This is a genomic window from Streptomyces goshikiensis (assembly GCF_014650555.1).
In the GTDB taxonomy this organism is placed as follows: domain Bacteria; phylum Actinomycetota; class Actinomycetes; order Streptomycetales; family Streptomycetaceae; genus Streptomyces; species Streptomyces goshikiensis.
The window spans coordinates 1-22,557 of sequence record NZ_BMVE01000027.1 but is presented as its reverse complement, the minus strand read 5'-3'; the positions used below and the strand labels follow the sequence as shown (position 1 = coordinate 22,557).

The following is a 22,557-nucleotide window of genomic DNA, read 5'->3' as shown; positions in this document are numbered from 1 at the left end:
CGGCGGGCCCTTCGGGCCCGTGGGCCTGCGCTTCGCTCCGGCGAGGTGGTCCCGCTTCGCGGGACCGACCGGGTCGCTGCGCTCCCCGGTCTTGTGGTGGTCCGCTGCGCTTCCCACCACGGGCGGGTCTCGCTTTGCTCGCCCTGGGGCGGCCGCTGCGCGGCCGTCAGGGCCCGGTCGCTGCGCTCCCCGGCCCAAGGCCCGCTGCGCGGGCGGCTGGCAGCAAGGGGCGGGGGGTGAGTCGGACCTGGACCCAGGGTCCGACCGGGCCAGAGGTGTTCGGTGGGCTTCTGGCCGGGTCGGCGCCTGCCTCAAAATGAGTGTACAGCTAGGGATGGGAATCCTCACTGTCCACCGCTCGGGAGGAGGTTCCGGATATCGGGGCGTCGGGTTTCAGAGCGTCAGTTCCAGTTGGACCGCGCCCGGTTCTACGCGGGAGGTGACTCCGTCCCCGTAGGACACCCTCCATGGGCCTTTTGAGCGATGTGCTCCGGAATCCAGTTGCATCACGACCGGGTCGCTTCCGTCTGACGGGATGACACCCCGCTTGCTGCTGTCGTGGGTCCATCCCGGTGTCCACTGTGTGACGATGCCATTGATGGTGCGGCCCGATTCCGGGTCTTGCCAGATGACCCAACTGCCGGGGGTGTAAGCGCCATTAGCGGCTTTGGGTGCCGTCCCCTTCGCGCGGTCTCGCTTCCAGGCTTTGCGGACCTTGGCCGGGGTGTCGGTAGAGGCGGAGATGGGGACGGTCTTCTTGGGGCGCGGGATGCGGTTCTGAGCGTCTGCGACGATGTCGGCGATCAGTGGGGGCAGGTCGGATGCGAAAGCCGACCTGACGGCCGTGTGGTCGGTTCCGCTGACCGATACGGTGACGGTCCATTCCCCCTGTACGAGGAACACTTTCGTGGACTCCTCCCAGCGGACGGGCCAGAAGCCGGATCCCTCGGCCTCGATCTCCGCGAGCGCTTCGCGGCGCAGCTCGCTGGTCACCCGCGCGTGTGCCTGGTCCGTCGCCTTTCGGCGGGTCTCCCGGATCGTCGCGGCCCGCCACTGCTCTTGCGACTTCCACAGGTGCGCCGAATCGGCCGGCATGGCCTTGGTCTCGATCGCCTTTAGCAACGGTTCCACCCATGCCTTCACGCGCAGCTGCACGATCCGGTCCAGGGACTTCCCCGAGCGGGCCCACAGTTCCGTCCAACGCACGGGGCGGACGGTCTCCGGCAGCGGCGTGATGCGGCCCGACTCCGAGATACGGGCCGACATCGTCAAGGTGCTTACGGTTCGACTTTCCGTCTCGTCCACGTAGGTCATGCGATTCCCTCTCTCCAGGTGTTCACACGGCGCGGCAGGGGTGCCACTCCCCCGCCGCTGGCCGGGGCGCAGCGCTTGTGCTGCGCCCCGGCCAGGGGGTTTCCGGGCGTTACAGCGAGGCGGCAGTGATGCGCGCGTGTGCCTGCGCGGGGCTGAGTTCGTAGTCCCATTCCTGGGGAAGTTCTGACAGGTCGATGTCGTGGTATCGGCGCGTGATGACGACTTCGACCGGTTCCAGGTCATGGGGTCCGACAACGCAGCGGGAGCAGCGCTGGGCGGAGTGGAGGGGGGGCGAGCCGGTTGCCGCGCTCGTCCCGTTTGCCGTGCTCCCGGTCGTGGAGTTCAGCGATGTTCGTGAGCTGCTGGCGGACGTCGTCGCCGGTGCGTAGTACGAGGGGGCCGCGCCGGTGGAGCTGGTAGAAACGGCGGTCGCCGCATTCTGTCGGCTGGGGGGTGGGCTGGCCGTTCCCGGGTAGCTGGTCGAGGGTGATGGGGGTGGAGGTGACCACGGTGTGTTCTTCTTCCAGCCTGACGACGGTCTGGTGGTCGACTCCGTACGCCCAGTACCGCCGGACCGCGTGGACGGGCGAGAGGCGGGAACTGCTGTGGGTCGCGCCTTTGCCCTCGCCGGTGGTCCGGTCTCGCTGCTGGTGGTGAACGCGCCATGCGACGGCCGGGACGACGCACAGCAGCACCACGGCAGCAGGGCTGTAGAGGGCGGTCCAGTTGTCTCCGGTGCTGTGCAGGCGTACGGCCACGGTGTACGGGCTGCGGTTCTCCAGGGCCGTCACGGTCGCGGGGCGGAAGCCATCGAGGATGACGGCGCCTTCATAGAGGTGCCTGACTTCGATCTGCCGCATTGCTGCTCCTTGATGGGGTGGAGGGGCGGGCACGCAGGGGGCGCGGCTGCTGGCGCGCCGTGCGTGCCCGCCGGGGGGGCTGGTCGCTAGATCAGGGGCAGGTGGGGGGCGTCGTCGTAGTACAGGCCCGGTTCCTGCGGGAGGGGAGCGCCGGTCAGCCAATCGGTCGAGTAGACGCGGCAGAGCTCACCGGCGGTGAGGGGGGTGGCGGCGTCGCCGTCGAGGCGCCAGCCCCATACCCGGCTGGTGCCCTCCTCCTCGTTGGTGCGCAGGACGATGCCGCAGGGGCCGCCCACCAGCGTGAGCGACGTGGCCTCGACGACGTCGGCCAGTTCGATGCCCTGGCCGAGGTAGGTCCTGTCTCCCGTGTTGTGGAACGGCACAACGGCCGTGGAGACGCCTGCGCTGGCGGTCATGACGTGACACCCGTCTCCGGCCGCGTCGAACAGGGCGTACAGGAGGTTCTCGGCGCGCTGGGTGGGGAGGGTCGGGGCTTTCATGGGTTTGCCTTTCGTGGGGTGTTTCTCCGGTGGCGGCGGGGGTGCCACTCCCCCGCCGCTGGTGGGCTGGTGATCAGTGCTGCGGGGCACCGTTGTGGCCGCTACCTGAGCGGCCACCAGAGGCCGGGTCAGACAAGTGCGGGCGCGTCCAGGAACGTCACTTCGGGGGACGGGCCCGTGAAGTCGCCCTCGCTGATGCGGTACGCAATGCGGCTCTGCTCGGCCGTGGCGGGGCGCGCGATCAGGTCCCTGACCGCCCAGGACATGAGGGTGACCGTGCCGTCCGGGCCGACCGTGCGCAGGACCGTCATCGCCATGCCGTCCATGGCGGTCCCGGCGAGCAAGAACGCGGTCTGCACCAGCGCTTCGTCCGGGGTGCTCTCGTCCAGCACGGGGCCCGTGAAGGTGCACTCGGCCTGGTCGGCGCCATCAGAGGAGACCAGGACCACGGTCAGGTGGTGGGCGCCTTCACCGGCGGCGCGGGCAATGGACCTCACCAAGCCCACTGAGCGACGGGCCAGGCTGGCCGGGTCGAAGGCGCTGCTGTCGGAGGTCGGGATACAGCTCATGGGTGGGGCCTTTCTCTGAGTGCTGTCCGGTCGGGCTTGTGGGGCCGGGTGCCACTCCCGGCCCCACAGGCGGGTGTCAGTCCTCGTCGGGGCGCATGATGGTGAGTACGGGCTCGGCGTTGTCCCCGGGCCCGCACACGGCCGTCAGACGGGCCGGGCGGGGGATGTTGGAGATGCCGTCACGCGGGATGCGATACAGCTCCACGGTCACCTGCCTCGTGGGGAACTTGGAGGTACGGGCCGCGTACGCCGTCGTGATCAGGACGTCGAAGAGTCGGCCGGTCTCGTCCTGCGGGGTCTGCGCGTCGCTGTCGGCGTCGCTCCATTCGACGCAGTCCGCCCACGCGGCCGCTGTGAGGGCGGTCGGCAGGAGGATCCCGGCGTCGGCGAGGAGTTGCTCCGGGACGGCGATCAGGAAGCCGTCGGCGAGGAGCTGGGCGCGGGTGGCGCCCGTGATGACGTTCATCCCGAACACGTCGGCGAGCGTCTGCCCGGTGTCCTGGGGGCCGTCAGCGGGAGTCGGATTGCCGCTCATGGGGTGGGGCCTTTCTCTGGGTGTCGTCCGGTCGGCGTGTGGGGCCGGGTGCCACTCCCGACCCCGCGCGGGGGGGGGCGGCCGGGTGGGGCCCGGCCGGCCGTTTCGTGGGTCTCAGCGAGTGCGCTGCTGGGGGATCTTCGCGGCGCGGGTGAGGTACTGCTCGATCAGTTCCAGCGCCTGGTCTTCCGTCAGTCCGTGGGCGCTTCGGTCAGCGGCGGTGTCGATGCGGCCGGTGAACAGGACCGGGCCGAAGCACGGGAGTGCCTCGGCTCGGAAGACACGCAGGACCTTGGCGGCCGGGCGGTTGAACGGGAGGCCGCGCGGAACGGCGTCCTCGTCAACCCACATGGTCAGCCGACCGGTCAGAGCGACCGGGCAGACGGCCTGACAGCTCAGGGAGTCGGCTGCCGCCGTCCAGGTGGGGGTCCAGTCGGTGAGTTCGAACCAGCCGTCGGTCTGGATCATCAGCGCGTACGGCGCGGCTGCCTGCGTGGAAGTCATGGTTCTCCCTTGGAATGGGATGGGGTTCATCGGCCGGGTCTTGTCGCTTCCCCTCACCGACAAGACAACTCTACTGCATTTCGAGCGCAATGGCGGGAAAAACGGGCTGCCCGGCCGACTCAAAAGAGTGATGTATTCGCAGGTCACAGGGGTTTTCGGCCCGGTGGGGGGCGGGCATTGGGGGTCCGGTGCCGGCTGGCCCCAGAGCGCGGAGCGCGGAGGGCAAGGGGTGGGGTGGCGGGCTGGAAAGCAGAGGTATTCTGCGCGCGCAGCGCGCACCTCTGGCTTTCCAGCCCGCCTCCCCACCCCGCAGCGCGGACCGCCGAAGAGTGCACGGCCGGCGCAGCGAAGCGGAGCCGGGTGGGCGCTCTACGCAGCGAAGCGGAGTGACGGAGCGCAGCGGAGTGCGGCCCGCGGCCCCGTGGTTGTGGCGGGGACCACGGGCGAGAAGCGTGAGAGCGCGGAGCGCTCGGTCCGGACGCAGCGCAGCGGAGTCCGGCACGCCTTCCGCCCGAGGTCCCCGCCACAACCACGGGCGGGGTGGGCGGCGCAGCGCAGCGGAGCCGCCCACCCCGCCGGCACCGGACCCGCAACGCCCGCCCCCCACCGGGCCGAAATGCCTTGAGGGGCCACAGCCGGACGGCTGTGGCCCCTCAAGGACGAGTTGGCGTCAGGGGGTTTCGTAGAGCTCTTGCGCGGCCCTCAAGGCGGTGCGGCGGACCGCGGGCGGGTAGCCGAGGCGGTCCGCGGCCTGTTCCGCGTCGAGGCTGGGTTCCGCGCGCATCCGCGCGGCGATACGCGCCGCCCGCTCCTGCTGCAGATGCTTCTGCGCGGCCGAGGTGGAGACGCCGAGGAGATCAACCACCTGGGCGGCGGTCACCGCAGGATCTGCGTCAAGGAGCTCGGCGATGCGGCCGGGAAGCAGATCCCTGGGAACCATGTCACCGGATCCCCTCGGCCGGCCCTGCGGGCCGGCCACGCTGCCGCGGGCAGCGTCATAGGCACGCACCGCAGCGCGGGGCCAGTGCTCCGCCCCGCACACCACCACGACGTGGCCGGCCAGGCGCGGATCAGTCTTGTACGTGTCGAAGCTGCGCGGCTGCACGTCGAGCAGGGCGGCCGCCTCGCGGCGGTCGAGCAGGTCCCCGTCATCCTCCCCCTCCGGCAGGGCCGGCTGCGGCCCGCCGTCGCGGTAGGCGGCGACCTGCTCCAGGTCCCACAGCAGCACCTTGCCCTCAGCCGAGCTGACGGGCGCGGGAAACCCCTCCGCGGTATAGGGCTTGGCTCTGCGGAAGGCAGCCCACTTCATGCCCAGGGCGTCGGCAAGTTCTTGCCGGCCCACCGCGGTTCGTCCAGCGCGGATCACGATGCCGACCTCCCGACAAGTAAGGCGCACTGGCGCGCGCCAGGACGTGCGGATTCATCCCGCATGCAAGAAAAATGTACCGCACTATAGGAGCGGCACAGCGTGTTCCTGCACCTGCCCGGGCCCGGCCGCTACAATCGCCACGATGACGCTCACGGGTTCTCTCGTGGTGTGTTCTTCGGTCGGCCGGCGCCCTTGCCACCCGCTCTCAGCGGAAGTGGGCGTCGGCCACATTCATTTCCCCACTGGCACGCTCGCCTTCCCCGTGGCTACCCCGTCCCCTCCACCTCCCACTCCTGTCCCTCTGCCTTTCCCTCTGCCTGTCCCTCCCGCCTCTCCTCCTCCGCCGTTCCTTCCCCGCTCTCTCCTCCCCCCTCCATCCGCCCATCTCCCTCAGCTCTCATCTCCCCCTTTCAAGCGCTCTGCTCCCACACCCGTTCTTCTCACCCCTACCCCCTCCTACCTATAAGTCCGGCTAGTCACCGGCTGCAATTCGGGGCCTGACCAGGCACGATATGGTTGGGACGCGATTAGCGCCTCCCCCCATCTCTCCCCCGATCTCACCCCCCATCTCTCCCCCCTTCTTTCACCCCTTCTTTCACCCCCGTGGTACACGCCCGCCAAGCCCAGCGACATCGCGCTGTACCTCCCGGATCGCGCGGGCGGCCCAGGAACATTTCCGGCGCACGAGGTACCTCTTCGAGCACGCGGCATTCGTCCACCGCGACCGCTGGGAGCCCGCGCCGACGTGAGGGCCGGGCCCAGGTCCCGCGCGCCTACTCGTCGTCCTCCTCGTACTGGTGCGGCCGCCCACCCTGCCATGCAATGACTTCGGAGTCGCCGAGGACGAGCTCGTCCGGTTCGGGGATCTCGATGCGCCGCAGGAACTCGATCAGATCCGCATCGGAGAAGGCCACGCCGAGGACGGTGTCGACACCGCGGATCCGGATCACGACCCGCCGGCCGCCGGTCGGGGAGATCCGGTGCACCAGGATCGGCGCATGCTCCATACCTCCAGCGTGCGACGGGACCGGGCATGCGGCATCCGGGCGCTCCGCTCAGGGTCCACTCGACGCCGATCGGCGCCGTCGCGAGCGCGTCAACCTTTCGGCGCTACGAAGCCGGCTAGCGGCCCTGCACTGGGCGCGTGGTCCACTGCCGGATCCGCGGATCTGCCGATGAGGTCATGCGGGATGAGATCGGGGCCGGCCTATAAGAACTCCTAACGAAATGATCTTCGACGTGGTTGGATCACTTCGGGAGCGTTGATCGGGGTGCGGGGTGGCTCGGCCGAAGCCGTGGGAAGTCGATGACGAGTTGTGGGCGGTGGTCGAGCCGCTGCTGCCCAAGGTTGAGCGTCGGGCCCGGCATCCGGGACGGAAGCGACATCCGGACCGGCTGGTGTTCCAGGGCATCTTGTTCGTTTTGCATACCGGGATGGCCTGGGAACACCTGCCGCAGGAGCTCGGCTTCGGCTCGGACATGACGTGCTGGCGGCGCCTGGCCGAGTGGACCGAGGCGGGCGTGTGGCCCCGGTTCCACGAAGAGCTACTGGCCAAGCTCCGCAGCACGGACGCCCTGGACTTCTCCCTGGCGGCGGTCGACGGCTCCCACATCAGAGCGTTAAAGGGGGCACCAAGACGGGACGAAGCCCTGTCGACCGGGGCAGGACGGGCAGCAAGCACAACCTGATCACCGACGCCACCGGCATCCCGCTCGCCGTCACCCTGACCGGCGGCAACCGCAACGACGTCACCAAGCTCATCCCACTGCTCCAGGCAGTGCCGCCCGTGCGGGGCAAGCGCGGCCGGCCCCGACAGCGCCCCGACGTCGTGCTCGGGGACCGCGGCTACGACCACGACAAGTACCGCCGCCTCGTCCGCCCGCTCGGCGTGAAGCCACTGATTGCGCGACGCGGCACCGAACATGGCTCAGGTCTCGGCACTCAACGCTGGGTTGTCGAGCGCGCTTCGCCCACCTGCACTGGTTCCGCCGGTTGCGGATCCGCTGGGAGATCCGCGACGACATCCACGAAGCCTTCCTCACGCTGGGATGCGCACTCATCTGCTGGCGACGCCTGTCACAACTGGCCCTGGTAGCCGTTACCTGACCGAGGAGCACGGTCAAGGAGCTGGCTGGCTTGCATCCCTATCTTCGCGTGAGGTCACCCTCGGCAGTGGGATGAAGCCGTCGGGAAGCACGTCCAGCAGGCTCAGCACGCGGGGATCCGGGGGTAAGACAGGATGTTCCACAGGGTCAGCCTCACGTAGTGGGTTCCGTTGGGCGCCGCGTGCTGGCGGTGGGAGTTTGCATTACCCGTGATCTGGGGAGGGGTCGTTCGTGCAGATCGGATCCATGAAGCGGCCTGAACGTGTTGCTGTCATCGGAGTGGGCATCCTCGGATCCAGTGTGGGCTGGAACCTGACTCGGCACGGCGTCGAGGTGGTCTTCATCGACGCGGGTCAGCCGGGCGAAGGCGTCACCAACTGGTCTTTCTCGTGGGTCAACGCCAGCAACAAGACTGTGCGCAAGTCCTACTTCGACCTGAACGTCGCGAGCATGGCGGCGTACCAAGAGCTCGCCAGAACCATCGGGCCGGACTCGTGGTGGTATCCCCGCGGCCACCTGCGCTGGGCAGACGATCCCGCAGCGGAGGCGAAGCTCCTGGAAACAGCCGAGCTGCTGACCAGCTGGGACTACCGGGTCGAGGTGCACACGGGGACCGAGGTACGCCGCCGCCTCGAACCTGCTCTCACCGTGCCCGACGATGTTCCGGTCGTGTTCTATCCCGACGAAGCCTGGGTGCACGGACGACATCTCGTCGGCCGCCTGGTCGGCCTGGCCGTCGCAGCCGGCGCCGAGCACCGATTCGGCACTGCGGTCCGTGAGATCGGCACCCGTGCCGACGGAGCCATTCGGACAGTCATTCTGTCCGACGGGAGCCGGCTGGACGTCGACGTCGTCGTGAACGCAGCGGGCCCCAGCGCCTCCCACGTCGCCGGGCTCGTCGGACGGCATCTGCCGATGCGCTGGGAACCAGGGGCTGTCACGCGGATCGAGTGTCCTCAGGTCCCGGTTCACCGCCCCATGCACGCGCCTCACATTGAGATCCGTCCTGACGGAGATGCTTCGATGGCTCTCCACAGCCGCGAGATCGACGCACTCATCGACACCGGCGAAGATCCAGCGGAACTCGCACGGCTACTCCACGAATCGGCGCGACGCGTCATTCCCGAGCTCGGCAACTCCCGCATCACCCAGACACGGGTATCCAACCGGCCTATCCCAGCCGACGGATTCCCCTCGGTGGGAGCCGTACCGTCTGTGCCGGGCTACTACGAGGCCGTTACCCACAGCGGGATCACGCTCGGGCCCGTCATCGGCGGGCTGCTCGCCGCGGAGATCCTGAGCGGGAAGAGAGATGAGATGCTTGCGGACTTCCGCCCGGAGCGGTTCTTCCCGTGACGGCCCGGGCCAACGCTGGGCCGGCCCACTGCCTTGCAAACCGCTGATCACGAGAATGTCCGATCATCCGGCCACGGTGTCGTTGCGACGCCACGCGCTTCGAATCCGTCGTGCTTAGGGGCGATGGGATGCCAGGCAGGATCCAGCGGCTTGTTGCCGCTCGGCAGCGCATGTGTCGGGCGGAGCCTTCGCTGCCGCCGGGCCTCAGGGTGACGGACGAGTCGGCCGTCTTCGGGACACCACTTCCGAGTGGGTGATGGGGACGATTCCGCGTCGCTACGCCCAGATCCTCGGTCGCGGAGCGATCCGACCGCATCGAAGATCATTTCGTTAGGAGTTCTAAGTGGCTTAGGGGTCAGATTCCGGTGTCCGGGCTGGCCGACGCCCTGGCCACCCTCAGCGCACGGCTGGGCCGCCCCTTGTCACCGGCAGACCTGGGCTGGGACCCTGACTCTCGCAGTCAGCACACCGCCGGACCGCTGGACAGCCCCTACGACTGCCGGCGCGCCGCGGATCTCCTCCACGCCGCACAGGGAGCGCCGATGCACCGCCGAATCTTTCTTCTCCTGGGCGGCGCAGCCGTCACGGCACCCGCACTCGAACTCCTCCTCGACAGCTCCCCCGCCTACGCGGGACCCCGATCTGGCGGCACCCTCACCGAAGGCGTCCTCCGCCAGATCGAGGAATCCCTCCGCGACATCCGCACCCTCGACGACACCCAGGGCAGTGAACACGCACTGACCTGGACCGACGGCATGTGGCGCAGCACCGCCGAGATGATCACCAGCACCACAGGACCCGGATCGCTGCGCGCCCGCCTGTACACCGCGTTCATCTCCCTCAGCGAGCAGTACGGCTGGATGCTCTTCGATTCCGACCGACACGAAACCGCCCAGCGCGTCTTCCAGACCGGTCTCTCGCTCGCCCGCGAGGCCGAACACGGCCCGGGCACCGCCGACGCGACCGCCAACCTCCTGGCATCCATGGCCTACCAGTGCTCCCACCTTGGCCAGCACCACGAGGCCCGCACACTGGCGTCGGTCGCCGCCCGCCACGACACCAGCCCCGCAGTCGCCGCCATCCTCGCCGAGCGGCGCATCGTCATCGCCGGCCGCAGCCACGACCCCGACGGCCTCCGCAGCGCCCGCGAGGCCGCCTACGAGGCACTCGCGCGGCGCACCACCGACGACCCCTGGTGGAGCCAATGGCTCTCACCCGCCGCCATCGACGCCGCCACCGGCCGCGCCTGGCTCGCCCTGGAAAATCTCCGCAACGCCCGCGAACACCTCGCCCCCCGCCTGGATACCCGCGACGACGACTACCCCCGCGACCAGCTGCTCGCAGGAATCGACCTCATCGACATCCAACGGCTCGAAGGCGACATCACACGCGCCCTGACCACAGGCGAAGCCGTACTCGCCAACGCCAAAAGAGTCTCCTCCCCCCGCCTCCACCGCCGCCTCACCGGAATCGCAGCCACCCTGACCCGCGAACACCCCAGCATCGCGACCACCACCTTCGCCCAACGCGCCACGGCCGTACTCGCATGACGGACAGGCAGCCCGGTCCGGCCTGCCCAGGTCAGGTCAGGTCAGGTCAGGTCAGGTCAGGTCAGTAGTCACTTCTTCTACACTCCCTCAACGCTCTGCAGGTCCGCAAAGCAGCGACAACGACCTGCGGTGGCGCGTCAGCCGCAGCAATCAGGTCCGATTCCGGACGCCATCGAAGGATCTCCCTTAGTCCGTCGGCGGCGGCCGTTCCGGCCACCCGTTCTTTCGACGGCCCGTCTTCCCTCTCGGGAGGCGGGCCGCCGGCGTCCGAGCCTCCGGGTGCCCCCGATTCATTGAGTCATGGCAGGTCAGGCACCGCGCGGCCAAGCCGCGCCTCACCAGGCGCGGACCGGGGAGCGCCCCCGGGTGCGGGGGTCAGTGCGTACAGCAGCATCAACGCGTTGTCGGAGGGCTGTGTCACAGTGAACTGACGACAAGACCACCAGATCGGCAGCACGCTTGGGGCCTGGCCCTACAGCTGGTCTGCCCATGGCCGTATCCAGCTGGGAGCCCCATGGATTCCGAACTGACCTTCATCAGCGTCTGCCTGATCCTGACCGCCGTGATCGGCGCCGTGATCGCCGTGGTCCTACGCTTCAGCTGACGACGACGCCCGCATGGGAGACCCGGTCCTGAATGTTCGTACCGGTGCCCATCCGCTGATTCCCGGGGATCCAGGATGGACTCCACACGGGCAGCCCCTTCACGGGCACCGTCCGTCGATTCCTGAGCAAACAGGTCACATCACTCCGGAACCGGTCTCGTATTGACGATCATCCGCTGATTCCCGCGCGTGCGGGCCTGACTACCTGGACCATCCCAAGCCGGGAGATCTGATTCGCCGATTCCGGCGCGTGCGTGCCGGACATGGCCTGCGTGATCTCGCCCTGGCTGAATTGCCATCGATTCCCGCGCAGGCGGGCGGGACTCCAAGAACAGGTCCGCCAGGTAGCCGTTCGTCCGTCGATTCCCGCACGTGCGGGCCGAACGGCCGGGGGTTCCGGCCGCCGGTGCGCCAGATCCGCTGATTCCCGCACGTGCGGGCCGAACGTGCTGAGGGCGGCCGCGGCGTACCGGCGCTGCCGCTGATTCCCGCACGTGCGGGGCGAACACTTCGCGGCCTGCGGGTATGGAAGCCGCTTTGCTCGCTCTTGAATTGTGAACAGCAAGCGCGCGGTGGCCTGAGGGCGTGGGATACCCCTACTTAGAGTCCGTCGTGGTGGTGCGCCAGCGTAGCCCTGCAGCCGGTGCCGGACTACGTGCCGCGCCGTCTGCCAGAGGGTGGTGGCTGGGGCGGGGGCCGTGGCTTCGGGCCCCGCCCCTGCCGGGTTCCCTGCCGTGAGGGAGGTGGGAGCTGCAAAGCGGGCAGTCTTCCCGTTGATTCCCGCGGGTGCGGGATGTCACGAAGTTACTGGTGGTTGTGGGCGTCTGCGGCGGGACAGGCCCGTCTGTGGGGTGTAGGTCAGGTGCGCGAGGCGTCCGTCTAGGGGGGAGCCGTCGGGGGTGAGTAGAAGCGTGGGCCGGTCGGTGAGCGCGGGTGCGGGTTCGGGTTTGGTCCACGTGGTGGGGTTGGGGAGGTCGCCGATCCAGTAGTGGGGGACGTGGACGGTGTTGAGGAGGAAGTGGCGCCGTTGGAGGCGGTGGGCTTCCTGGTCCTGATCCGCGTAGGGGTGGTAGCGCCGGAGGTCCGCCGGCTCATGACCGGCTGGGTCCCAGGTGATGCGGTCTGGGTGCTGGTAGAGGCCGATGACGTCGATGGAGGGGGTTCCGAGGCGGGAGCGGGCGGCGAGGTGTGCGGGGTGGTCGGGGTCATCGCCTGCGCCGTGGCTGGGGCCTGAGGCCAGTTCCTCGTAGGTGGTGGGGTTGCCGTTTTGGTCGTAGGGCCACAGTTCGCGTCCTTCGGCGGCCTTGCGTTCGTCTCGGAGGCGCCTTTGCCAGTGTGGGTAGAGGGTGCGGAGCAGGTGGTGAATGGGGGTTTGGCCGTCTGGGGGCGGGGCGCCGTAGAGGGTGTTGAGGATGGGCTGGGTGTCGGTGGGGCTGGTGAGGGTGAGGGGAGCGTGAGCTGGCATGTGCTGGTGGAGGGCGTGCCAGGTCGCGGCGAGGATGTAGGGGTCGTAGACGCCGGGGGTGCCGGGGCGGGGCAGGCAGGGCAGGCCGTCTTCGTTCGGGGTCCACAGGACGTGGGTGAGCGGCGCGAGGTGTTTGTGGCGGGGGCGGTTGAGGGTGTGGCGCCATTGGCGGCCGCGTCGCTGGAGGAGGAGGTCGAAGGGGCAGAGGTCGGTGTAGAGGTGGTCGGTGCAGTAGTCGAGGCTTGCTTCCAGGACCTGGGTGCCGATGAGGAGGAGGCGTTCGGGGCGGTCGGGGTTGGCGGTGGTGGCCCGCGCGGCGGGGTCGGGGTGGGGGCCGAGTTTGGCTTCGAGGGTGGCTTGGTGGTGGGCTCGGTCTCTTTCGAAGAAGCGGCCGTGGAGCAGGAGGATTTCCTCGGGCTTCCAGCCTTGTTTCTCCGCCTGGTCCAGGAGGGCGTCGTGGAGTGCTTCGGCGCGGATGAAGGTGTTGCGGATGACGGTGGTGATGCCGGTGGTGTGCTGGGTGAGGAGGTGGTGGGCGAGGGCTTCGGGTCCTGGGTCGGCCATGAGGCGGATTCGGGTGCGATGCTTTCGGCTGGTTTTGCTGCGGGCGCTGGTCAGGGTTCGGCAGCGGCCTTGGCTGTCCACGATGGTGATGGGGCCGGTCGGGTTTGGGGTGGAGGGCTGGGTTTGCAGGCCGGAGCACCAGGCGGCGAGGAGGGCGTGCCGTTGGTGTTTGGGCAGGGTGGCGGAGAGGATGACGACGCTGGAGCCGGCGTCGGCGAGCCAGGCGATGGCGGCGCCGAGGAGTTGTTGCTGGTAGAGCTCGTAGGCGTGGGCTTCGTCGATGACGACCGTTTTGTTGACCAGGCCGTACAGGCGTAGGAACCAGTGGCGGGATTTTTGGGGGGCGAGGACCAGTTGGTCGATGGTGCCGACGCCGAAGCAGCTGAGGAGGCCGCGGCTGCGTTCCTCGTACCAGGTGTGGAGGACGACTGAGGCCGGCTGGTGGGTGTCGGGGTCGTCGCAGCTGGTGATGTTGATGAGGCTGGGGTCGAGGTTGGCGGAGGACGCTTCCTTGAGTTCGCGGTTGATTTCGCTGATGTGGGCGCTGCCGTGGACGACGGCGAGGTTGGCGGCTTCGCGGCTGCCGAGGATCGCGGTGAGGTAGTCGCGGTAGCGGCGGGCGATCTGGTCGCTGGCGGCGCGAAGGGGTAGTGCGATGTAGGCGCCGTGGTAGCCGCAGGTGAGGGCGAGGCGGTGGGTGAGGTACTGGGCGATCTCGGTTTTCCCGCCGCCGGTGGTGTCTTCGATGATGACCAGGCTCTGGCCGGTGATGCGGGCGTCGATCACGGCTTTCTGGGCGGGGCGGGGCTGAGGGGTGTCGGGCATCTGCTCGGCCCAGGTCATCTCGGTGGGCTGCCAGCGGTGTAGGCGCAGATCACGGATGGCGGCGGCGGCTTCCTCGCGGCTGCTGCGCCACCAGAGGTCGGTATTGGTGCCGGCGGTTTCGGGGGTGCGGTAGGTGAACCGGGACTCGTCGGAGGCGATCCAGTCGCTGTGGACGACGAGGCCGGCGAAGAGCGGCAGGACGCAGGGCCGCTCGGGGCGTACCAGGGCCGGCAGTTCGGTGAGGTCGATGTCCAGGAGGCGGGCGAGCTCGTTCAGGAGCTCTCGTTGCAGGCTCTTCCAGGCAGGGGTGAGGTCGCATTCGGCGGCGCCGATGCAGCTGGAGTTGGGGACGTGGCCGTGGTGGCCTCCGAGGAGTGCGGCGATGGCGTGCAGGCCATGGTGCTCGGGGCCGGTCTCGTCTTCGTCGTCGGTGCAGCAGGTGCAGCCGAGGAGGCCCGGCAGGTAGCGGGCGGTGACGTGGGCGTGCTGCCGGGCCGTGCGATGGGTGCTGTCGAGCGGCAGGCCGTGGCTTTGGGCCTGGGCGAGCCAGTGGCGGGCGTGCGCGAGGAGTTCGGGGTCGCGGCTTTGGAGGAAGCCGAGTTGGAAGCCGGGGATGGCTTTGCCCGGCATGTCGTGCGTGGCGGCCAGGAACATCAAGATCGAGCGGGCCTTGGCTACGTCACCGGCGCCGAACGCGTCGGCGAGGCGGGCTCGGACGGGGGCGGCCAGGTAGTGGTCGAAGAGTGCGCCGCAGACGGCGGCGGTGTCCAGGCAGTGGGCCAGCAGGGTGTTCCAGGGGCTGTTGCCGCGCTTGCGGCTCAGGCCGAACCGGTCGGTCTTCGCCCAGATCCACAGCCAAGCGAGTGAACGCCGCGTGTCGTGTCCGGGGCTGCAGGCGCGCTGGGTCGGAGGCTGTGCACTGCCCACCCCACAAGGAAGAGTGCCCACTTTGGTCACTATCTGCTCCACTTCAGAGTCTGTTGACCGCATTAGCTATGACTTGTGCCGTGAATCTTGCATCACGGCACTGACAATCGGCCCTGACCAGGCAAAACAGCTTGCAGAGCTGACAATCCCCGAGGTCTACGAGCAAGCGGAGGACATCCTCGGGCTGGCTCACATCTCACCGGGCGTACGCATGGCCCTGTACCGGCTGCTGCTGGGCCTGCTGTACATCACCGGCGTCTATCCCCGGACCGAACGGGAAGCCCGGCAGTGGGTACTGCAACGGCACCCGCTGTCCGAGGCCGCGGATGTGCTGCGCTCCAAGTTCAAGGACAAGCTCGACCTGTTTCACCCGGTGCGCCCCTTCGGGCAGAACATCCTGCTCGCCCCGTTCATGGCCGACCACGGCTACGGGCCGGCTCAGCTCGACATCGAGCGGGCCGGGAACGGTGCCCAGTTGGAGGACCACGTCCACCTGCACCACCCCTGGCGCCCCACGCCAGCCGAGGCGCTGGCGGCGATGCTGACCAAGCACCTGTACGACCCGGGCGGCCGGATGATGGCCCAGAACAGCTGGCTCGGCCGGTCCTTCACGTACGGCGCCCTGGGCCAGGGCGCCACACGGGTGCTGAACCTGGCCATGGGTGACAGCCTGGCCGACACCCTGCGCCTGAATCTCGCCCCCGCCAAGCGGGCGGGCACGTTCAACTTCACGTGGACCGAGGGCTGCCCGGACCGGCGCACCTTCACCGGCGATGGAGCGAATCTGCCCCGCCGGCCCGACGGGCCCGCCGATCTCCACAGCTGGCTGGGCCGGTCGATTCTGCTCCAACCGGCCGCTCTCCCAGACGGCACCGTCGTGGTCGACCGGGTCCTCGTGGGCGCCGGCGACCTCATGGAGGAACTGCCTCACGCCCTTCTGCAGGACGCCGTCCTTGTCGGCGGCCGCCCCCAGCAGGCCCGGGCTGAGACCGCTCTGTGGCGCAGCGCGTCTGCCCTGTACGCCGGGGCCGGCAGCCAGGACCCCGGCAACGCTAAGGACGAAGATCTCTTCGCCCGCCTGACGAAGCTGAAGAGGAAGGTGGACATCTGGTCGGTTGGGCTGATCACCTCCCAGCGCACCCTGGTGTCGTGGGTAAGCGACACCTATCCCTTCGTCGGTACGCAGGTGCGCCCGCTGCATCTGGCGGCCGTCGACGGCGCGGCCTGGTGTGCGGCAGCGGAGAAGGCGGTCTGGTCGGGGGCTGCCGCCGCCCGTGACATCGCCTTCCCCAATGCCCGTCCCGAAGAGCGCAAGGTGATCCTGGAGCGGCTCCACCCCGGGCCGGTGCTGTGGGCCCGATTCGAGGGGGTCTTTCACGAGCTCCTTGACGCCATCGCCGCATCCGATGAGCACGCCGCCGAGCAGCAGCCGCTGGTCCATGCGCAGGCGCGGGCCGACTTCGCCCGTTCGGTCGTCGCCGTCAGCCAGGCCGCCTTGGAGGCGGGCCTTCGTTCCCTGCCCGCGTCCGGCCTCGCATTGGAGGCCCTGGTGAAGGCGGAAGCCCGCCTCACGAAGGCGCTGAGCAATCCCCGAGCTTTCCCCGCCGAGTTCCTGGAGGCCACCATGCCGCCAACCCCCGACGTCGACACCCCGCCCAGCGCCGGGCCCGCCCCCTCCTCGGACTCTCCCCTACGGGCAGCAGGCACGGAGACGGAGTCGACGGCCAAGACGAAGGCCGCGCCGAGCGGGGCGTTCGCGCACTGGCTCGTCTCCCTCGTGGAGACCCGCAACCACGGCTTCCTCAAGCCCCTCAAGGAGTCGCTGCCATCGGCGGCCCTGCGCGGTGAGGCCCTGGAGGCCCTGTCCCTCGCTGCCGACTTCGCTCCGCGCGAGGGGCAGCGTTCCGCCTACGAACTCACCGCGCACCTCTTCGCCCGCTACCACGCGGCCATGCCCACCCTGGACCGGGCCCGTCTGTACGGGTCCGGGGACATGGGGGCGGCTTGCAGGAGGATCGGGCTCGGCTTCGCCCGGGGCCCAGCCGATCCCGGAAGTCTGGCCTTGTTCCGGAGGCTAACCGGGGACCGCTCGGTGCCGGCCATGGTCCTCTCCGAGGCAGTTGACCGGCTGCGGGCCGGCGGGAGTGTCCCGCCTCACTGGGCATCGCTGGTCGAAGACCTGGCCGGTTGGCCCCGGCGGCAGGAAAGCGTCCGCAAGGAGTGGGCTCGCAGCTTCTACACCCCCGCCAGCCGCGCCCGCCAGAACCCCAAGGCGGAGCCGCCGGCTCAGCAGCGGCGATCTCCGTCCACCACCGCCAAGACGTCGTGGTGAACGCCCCCGGGGGCGCCCCTCCCGCTCGCCTGCGGGCTTGTGTCGACGCCGTTCTCCGCCTCGTTGCCCTCGATACCAGCCTCGCGCCACGCGCTACGGAGATTGCGGGCTCCTCACCCTGAGCGCCCAGTCCCGACGCCGTGCCCACCGCTCATGCACACCCGGGCGGAAGCCGGCCGCAGCCCCGCACCCAGCGGCACCGGAGACGACGCCAGTTTCCGGAGCACCCCGCCGGTGCGTACAGCGGTCACGGCCCGAACACCGACACCTGCTTCGCCCCGGATCCTCCACCCCGTTCCCCGATCGCAACCGTCAAGGAGAAGCCCGTGAACCGCGTTGAGTACGCCTTCCTCAGCTGCCACAGCCTGAGCACCCACGCCAATGTCCTCCTCGTCCGTGACGCTCTGGGCCGACCCAAGCAGTGCCCTTACGGCGATGCCATCCGCGCCACCCTCAGCCCTCAGACCCAGCGCCGAGCCGACCGCACGCACATGCGCGACCAGGCCAACCTCGGCATCGGTCCGCTGGCCTCCCACGCGTGGGGCCTGCGCACCCGAGAGTGGGCCCTGAGCACCGCCGAGAGCCTCAACAGCGCCCACGACTGGAATCACCAGCGCGCCCTGGACACCGCGCGGGCCGCCCTCAACGGACTCGGCCTCAACTTCGGAACCACGGCCAACACCGCCTACCTCACCAAGGTGATGGTGTTCGCCCCCGAGAACGCCGGACAGGCTCTCGCGAAGATCATCAACGACCACCAGGAGGAACTCGACACCTGGATCGCCGCAGCGGACACGGCGAAGGCCGCGGCCGACGCCGTCAAGGTGAAGGCGAAGAAGAAGCTCAAGGGGAAGACCGAAGCCGACCCGGGCGACGACGAGGAAGCCCCTGCGGCCGAGGCCAAGGCCAAGGCGGACGTGCCCCCCATGCCCTCGAAGATCAAGAAGAAGCTGATCGCCGCTCTCGCCCCCGCCGACGCCATCGACATCGCGCTGTACGGCCGCTTCCTCACCGAGATCGCCACCGGCGGCAACGTCGACGGCGCCATCCAGACCATCACCGCCATCGGGATCGAACCGATCAACATCACCGAGGACTACTTCAGCGCGGCAGACGACAGAAAGATCGCACGCCAACGTCAGGGAACCGACTTCACCAGCGCCCTCGCCCTCCTCAACGCGGTCGACCCCACCCTCTCGTCCGACGCCGAGGACGACCTTCCGCTGGGCGACAACCGCGGCGCCGGAATGACCGGCTACCAGCCCTTCGTCAGCGCGACGTTCTACGCCCACAGTGTCCTGGACCGCAACCTGCTGCGCCGCAACCTGCGCAACTCCGGCACACCCGAAGCAGAGATCGAGCCCGCCGCACGCGCGGCGGAGCAAGCCTTCCTCGACGCCTTCGTCTACGCCGTCCCCAGCGCGAAGAAGAACACCAGCGCCGCCCCCGGCACCCTGCCCAAGCTCGTCCTGGTCCACGAAGGCAAGCGCGCCTACAACTACGCCGCGTGCTTCGAGGAGGCCGTCCAACCCGCCGCCGGCGCCCCCAGCATCCAGGGCGCCAAGCGGCTCCTGCGGCACCACGCGATGATCACCCGGAAGGAGGGCATCAGCCCCGGCGCCGTCCTCACCTACGACCTCGCCATCAGCGAATACATCGACGACCTGCGCCTGACCGGAGAGCTCGGACCCATCGAGGTCCACAGCCCCGAAGAACTCGCCGCCCCCTTCACCGCCATGCAGCCCGCATGAGCACCCCCACCCCCCACACCCTCCTTGTCCGGCTCGAAGCCGTAACCCAGTCCTGGGGAACCCTCTCCGCCTTCAACAACCGAGACAGCCTCCCCCGCCCCACCAAGAGCGGCGTCGTCGGGATCCTCGCCGCCGCCGACGGCCACGACCGCGACGAACAGCGTGAGGAAGGCGACGACTACCTCCCGCTCAGCACCTACGCCACCCTGCGCTTCGGCGTCCGCGCCGACCGTCCCGGCACCCTCTTCAACGACTTCCAGACCACCGGCGGCGGACGCTACCCACTGCGCCCCCGCGACCTCATCACCGACCCCGCCCGCGCAAATCACGCCGCCCCCGAAGTCGAAGCCGCCACCGGCAACCGCGCCTTCGGCCGCATCGACAGCCCCCACCTGAACGACTGGTACTGCGCCCCCAAGAACATCGCCCCCGACCCCGCCACCGGCCACCTCCTCGCCGGCAACACCAGCCGCTACCCCCAACTCTCCGAACGCTGGTACCTCGCGGACGCCGCCTTCCTCGCCGCGTTCGAAAGCCCCGACCGCACCCTCCTGCGCCACCTCGCCCACCGCCTGCAAGAACCCCGCCGCCTGCTGTGGCTCGGCCAGAAGGCCTGCGCACCCACCCAGCCCCTCTACCACGGCATCCGCCCCGGCCCCCTCGAACAAGTCCTCTCCAGCACCCCGCTGCTGCCCCGCTCCCGCCCCGCCCCCACCCCAGCCTGGATCGAAGTCCCCCGCCCCACAGCCAGAGCCCACGACGTACACGACCAGCCCGTCAGCTACGCCTCCCACAGGCGCCTCCGCGCACCCCGCTGGGAAGAACGCGTCAGCCTCCACCCGCCCACGGAGCAACCGTGACCGACACCGCACGCGTCGTCCTCCACCACACCGCCGCCACGCTCGACCTCGACCACCCCGACACCGCCAACGCCCTCCTGGACCAGCAGCACATGCACCGCATGGTCATGCGGCTCTTCCACCACTGGGTCCCCAACGGCGAACCGCACCCCCGCGCGCAGATGGGCATCCTCTTCACCACCGCCGCAGACCTCGCCCAGCGCACCCTCACCCTGATCATCCAGTCCCGCGTCCCCGCGGACTTCGGCGCATGGCCACGCGGCATCCTCGCCGCACCGCCCCAGACCCGCGCCGTGGACCTGACCATCAGAGCCGGCCAGACCTACCGCTTCCGGGTCGTCGTCAACCCGTCCCGCTACCAATTCCGCAACGGCCGCTACACCCGCGACGGCCCCGCAGACTCCTCCCCGCGAGGCACCCTCACCTGGTTCACCCACCGGCTGCAACCCGAGGGAACCCCCGCCTGGAACCGCAGTCCCCTCATCGGCGCCGACGCCCACCCAGACCACCTCACCGCCCGCACCCTGCCCACCCTCACCGTCGAGCGCTCCCCATCCCAGATGGTCATCAGCCGAGGCGAAGTCGCAGGCCAGCTCACCGTGACCGACCCCGAGGCCTTCGCCGAAACCCTCACCCAGGGCCTCGGCCGATTCCGCGCCTACGGATGCGGCCTCCTCCTCGTCGAACCCACCAAGCCCCACCGTGAGGATCCGCATACCCAGCCCGAGCCCACCGCTGACGGAGTGCCCTCCCGTTGGAACAGCACCGAGGACAGCCCGACCCCGCCCGCCCCTTCGAACTCCCCAACCTGTTCACCCAGGACATCGACACCGTCCCCGTCCACTGCGTCCGCCCAGCAGACACCAGCCACCCCACCTGGGCCGTCTACCAGCACACCCGCTACCTCGGAACCGTCCATGCCCGCGCCGGCACATGCTGGTACATCCAGCGCACCCGCGAGCTCCACACCGACTTCGCCAACGCCGTCCGCGCACTTCGCCGCCCACCGAGCTGGCCCCGCGACCGCGCCCAGGCCGTGCACTGGGCACGCCAAACGCTGGGCAACGCGGATCTGCGCATCATCAACATCCAGACCACCGGCCTACACGATCCCCGAGCCCTCCAGATCGCCGTGGCTGACCGCACCGGCATCCTCTTCAACGAACTGATCAACCCCGACCACCCAGTCGACCCCGCCGCCACTCGCCTTCACCAGCACACCCAGCACACCACGCGCGACGCACCCAGCTTCAGCGACGTCCTCCCCCAACTCACCAACGCCCTGCACGGCCGTCACTGCATCGCGTACAACCTGCCCTTCGTCCAACAGGTCCTCCGCTCAGAAATTGCACGCCACCACGGATCCGCCAACCCCCACGCCCCGCTCCCAGCCTCCGCAAGCTGGGAGGACGCCATGATCCCTATCGCCCAATGGACCGGCCTCTGGTCCGTGCAACACCACAACTACCGCTGGCCACGCCTCCCCGGCACCCACGAAGCCACAGCCAAATGCCAGGCAGTCCTCCGCCACCTGACAGACCTCGCCCACAACTAAAGAACGAGCAAGGCCCACCAGAAACCCCAAACCAAAGAGGGTCCCACCCGCAGGCGCGGGAATCAGCGGTCGAAATCGACCACCAGCAGCCGTCCACCCACGTCCCACCCGCAGGCGCGGGAATCAGCGGGCCGCAATCACCAAGGCCGGCGGCACCGTCGGGTCCCACCCGCAGGCGCGGGAATCAGCGGCCGCGGTCGCCGGTCGGTCCGCCGGACTTCTTGTCCCACCCGCAGGCGCGGGAATCAGCGGTGGCTGGCACGGCAGCGCGAGACGTGGGCCGAGTCCCACCCGCAGGCGCGGGAATCAGCGGGAACATCAGGAGCCAATGCTCGACGTCACCCAGTCCCACCCGCAGGCGCGGGAATCAGCGGGTCGTCCGGTACCTGGAGCGCCACGAGCCGGGGTCCCACCCGCAGGCGCGGGAATCAGCGGGTGACCTGCAAGACGCACCCCCGGGGTTGCCTATCCCACCCGCAGGCGCGGGAATCGGCGGCGCACCAGCGATACCGATGAACGCGGGGACGGGTCCCACCCGCAGGCGCGGGAATCAGCGGGCCTTGAACGAGTCGCGCAGGCCGAGGAGCTGGTCCCACCCGCAGGCGCGGGAATCAGCGGCCCTGGAGGACGCCGGCCTCTGAGTGCGTCAGGTCCCACCCGCAGGCGCGGGAATCAGCGGCACCTCGGGCACCGTCAGCTGGTCGCGAAGCGGTCCCACCCGCAGGCGCGGGAATCAGCGGCACAGCATGTTGTTGAGGCACAAGGCGACAGGGTCCCACCCGCAGGCGCGGGAATCAGCGGGTGTTCACCCTTTCGCTCATGGCCCCGTCGGTGTCCCACCCGCAGGCGCGGGAATCAGCGGTTGGTCCGGTCGACCAGTACCGCGCGATCGCCGTCCCACCCGCAGGCGCGGGAATCAGCGGAAGATCGCCGTGCTCATTCCGGTCGCGATGGAGTCCCACCCGCAGGCGCGGGAATCAGCGGTTGGTCCGGTCGACCAGTACCGCGCGA

General features: G+C 69.4%; 15 protein-coding genes, 2 pseudogenes and 1 CRISPR repeat array. Of the genes and pseudogenes, 8 read left to right on the top strand and 9 right to left on the bottom strand.

Features of this window, described 5'->3' with window-relative positions:
* Positions 1–393 precede the first annotated feature (393 nt).
* The 8 genes from IE248_RS36725 to IE248_RS36690 all read right to left on the bottom strand — a co-directional run bounded on the left by IE248_RS36725 (position 394) and on the right by IE248_RS36690 (position 6,658).
* Positions 394–1,314, bottom strand: coding sequence for a hypothetical protein (locus tag IE248_RS36725; RefSeq protein WP_047960353.1), 921 nt, complete (start codon positions 1,312–1,314; stop codon positions 394–396).
* 239 nt (positions 1,315–1,553) lie between these two features.
* Entirely contained in the window at positions 1,554–2,174 is a 621-nt protein-coding gene (locus IE248_RS36720; RefSeq protein ID WP_190033107.1) for a hypothetical protein, read from the bottom strand.
* Between the two features lie 86 nt (positions 2,175–2,260).
* Entirely contained in the window at positions 2,261–2,674 is a 414-nt protein-coding gene (locus IE248_RS36715) for a hypothetical protein (protein WP_053065706.1), read from the bottom strand.
* Positions 2,675–2,802: 128 nt separating this feature from the next.
* Entirely contained in the window at positions 2,803–3,171 is a 369-nt protein-coding gene (locus IE248_RS36710) for a hypothetical protein (protein ID WP_190033106.1), read from the bottom strand.
* Between the two features lie 148 nt (positions 3,172–3,319).
* Positions 3,320–3,778: a DUF6573 family protein gene (locus IE248_RS36705; RefSeq protein ID WP_124289535.1), complete on the bottom strand. Its 459-nt coding sequence runs from the start codon at positions 3,776–3,778 to the stop codon at positions 3,320–3,322.
* Between the two features lie 114 nt (positions 3,779–3,892).
* A complete protein-coding gene (locus IE248_RS36700) occupies positions 3,893–4,282 on the bottom strand; it encodes a DUF3846 domain-containing protein (RefSeq protein ID WP_190033105.1) in 390 nt (129 codons plus the stop codon).
* A 670-nt stretch (positions 4,283–4,952) separates the two neighbouring features.
* Positions 4,953–5,648 (bottom strand): hypothetical protein, encoded by a 696-nt coding sequence (locus tag IE248_RS36695; RefSeq protein WP_190033104.1) that lies wholly within the window; start codon positions 5,646–5,648, stop codon positions 4,953–4,955.
* A gap of 776 nt (positions 5,649–6,424) precedes the next feature.
* Positions 6,425–6,658, bottom strand: a complete 234-nt coding sequence (locus tag IE248_RS36690; RefSeq protein WP_047960358.1) for a hypothetical protein — start codon at positions 6,656–6,658, stop codon at positions 6,425–6,427.
* 271 nt (positions 6,659–6,929) lie between these two features.
* Between IE248_RS36690 and IE248_RS36685 the strand changes: the two are divergent.
* From IE248_RS36685 to IE248_RS36675, 3 genes and pseudogenes are all read left to right on the top strand, one after another.
* A pseudogene (locus IE248_RS36685) lies at positions 6,930–7,758 on the top strand (IS5 family transposase).
* Between the two features lie 230 nt (positions 7,759–7,988).
* Positions 7,989–9,113, top strand: a complete 1,125-nt coding sequence (locus tag IE248_RS36680; protein ID WP_229895804.1) for an NAD(P)/FAD-dependent oxidoreductase — start codon at positions 7,989–7,991, stop codon at positions 9,111–9,113.
* Between the two features lie 314 nt (positions 9,114–9,427).
* Positions 9,428–10,663, top strand: coding sequence for an NsdA family TPR-like regulatory protein (locus IE248_RS36675; protein ID WP_491591067.1), 1,236 nt, complete (start codon positions 9,428–9,430; stop codon positions 10,661–10,663).
* Positions 10,664–12,063: 1,400 nt separating this feature from the next.
* Here the strand turns inward: IE248_RS36675 and cas3 are convergent.
* Positions 12,064–15,048 (bottom strand): CRISPR-associated helicase Cas3', encoded by a 2,985-nt coding sequence (cas3, locus tag IE248_RS36670; protein ID WP_190033102.1) that lies wholly within the window; start codon positions 15,046–15,048, stop codon positions 12,064–12,066.
* A gap of 13 nt (positions 15,049–15,061) precedes the next feature.
* Between cas3 and casB the strand changes: the two genes are divergently transcribed.
* The 5 genes and pseudogenes from casB (at position 15,062) to IE248_RS38070 (ending at position 21,546) form a co-directional block, all read left to right on the top strand.
* The gene (gene casB, locus IE248_RS36665) at positions 15,062–17,380 is read left to right on the top strand and encodes a type I-E CRISPR-associated protein Cse2/CasB (RefSeq protein WP_190033101.1); all 2,319 of its coding nucleotides are present in this window, start codon (positions 15,062–15,064) and stop codon (positions 17,378–17,380) included.
* A gap of 326 nt (positions 17,381–17,706) precedes the next feature.
* Complete coding sequence (locus tag IE248_RS36660; protein WP_190033100.1) at positions 17,707–19,131, top strand: type I-E CRISPR-associated protein Cas7/Cse4/CasC; 1,425 nt, start codon at positions 17,707–17,709, stop codon at positions 19,129–19,131.
* Positions 19,128–19,991 carry a type I-E CRISPR-associated protein Cas5/CasD gene (gene cas5e, locus IE248_RS36655; RefSeq protein ID WP_190033099.1) on the top strand — a complete coding sequence of 288 codons (864 nt, stop codon included), beginning with the start codon at positions 19,128–19,130 and terminating at the stop codon, positions 19,989–19,991. Before IE248_RS36660 ends, cas5e begins: the two co-directional genes overlap by 4 nt.
* Positions 19,988–20,668: pseudogene (locus IE248_RS38075) on the top strand (type I-E CRISPR-associated protein Cas6/Cse3/CasE); the annotation flags it as partial. The gene cas5e and the pseudogene IE248_RS38075, both read left to right, overlap by 4 nt.
* Positions 20,669–20,745: 77 nt before the next feature.
* Entirely contained in the window at positions 20,746–21,546 is an 801-nt protein-coding gene (locus IE248_RS38070; protein ID WP_229895803.1) for a 3'-5' exonuclease, read from the top strand.
* Between the two features lie 40 nt (positions 21,547–21,586).
* Positions 21,587–22,530: direct repeats of the CRISPR family, unit length 29 nt; unit sequence GTCCCACCCGCAGGCGCGGGAATCAGCGG.
* Positions 22,531–22,557: the final 27 nt, after the last annotated feature.

Coding starts and splice junctions, on each gene's coding strand:
- IE248_RS36725 (WP_047960353.1), bottom strand. CDS start 1,314: ATGACCTACGTGGACGAGACGGAAAGTCGAACCGTAAGCACCTTGACG.
- IE248_RS36720 (WP_190033107.1), bottom strand. CDS start 2,174: ATGCGGCAGATCGAAGTCAGGCACCTCTATGAAGGCGCCGTCATCCTC.
- IE248_RS36690 (WP_047960358.1), bottom strand. CDS start 6,658: ATGGAGCATGCGCCGATCCTGGTGCACCGGATCTCCCCGACCGGCGGC.
- IE248_RS36705 (WP_124289535.1), bottom strand. CDS start 3,778: ATGAGCGGCAATCCGACTCCCGCTGACGGCCCCCAGGACACCGGGCAG.
- IE248_RS36715 (WP_053065706.1), bottom strand. CDS start 2,674: ATGAAAGCCCCGACCCTCCCCACCCAGCGCGCCGAGAACCTCCTGTAC.
- IE248_RS36700 (WP_190033105.1), bottom strand. CDS start 4,282: ATGACTTCCACGCAGGCAGCCGCGCCGTACGCGCTGATGATCCAGACC.
- cas5e (WP_190033099.1), top strand. CDS start 19,128: ATGAGCACCCCCACCCCCCACACCCTCCTTGTCCGGCTCGAAGCCGTA.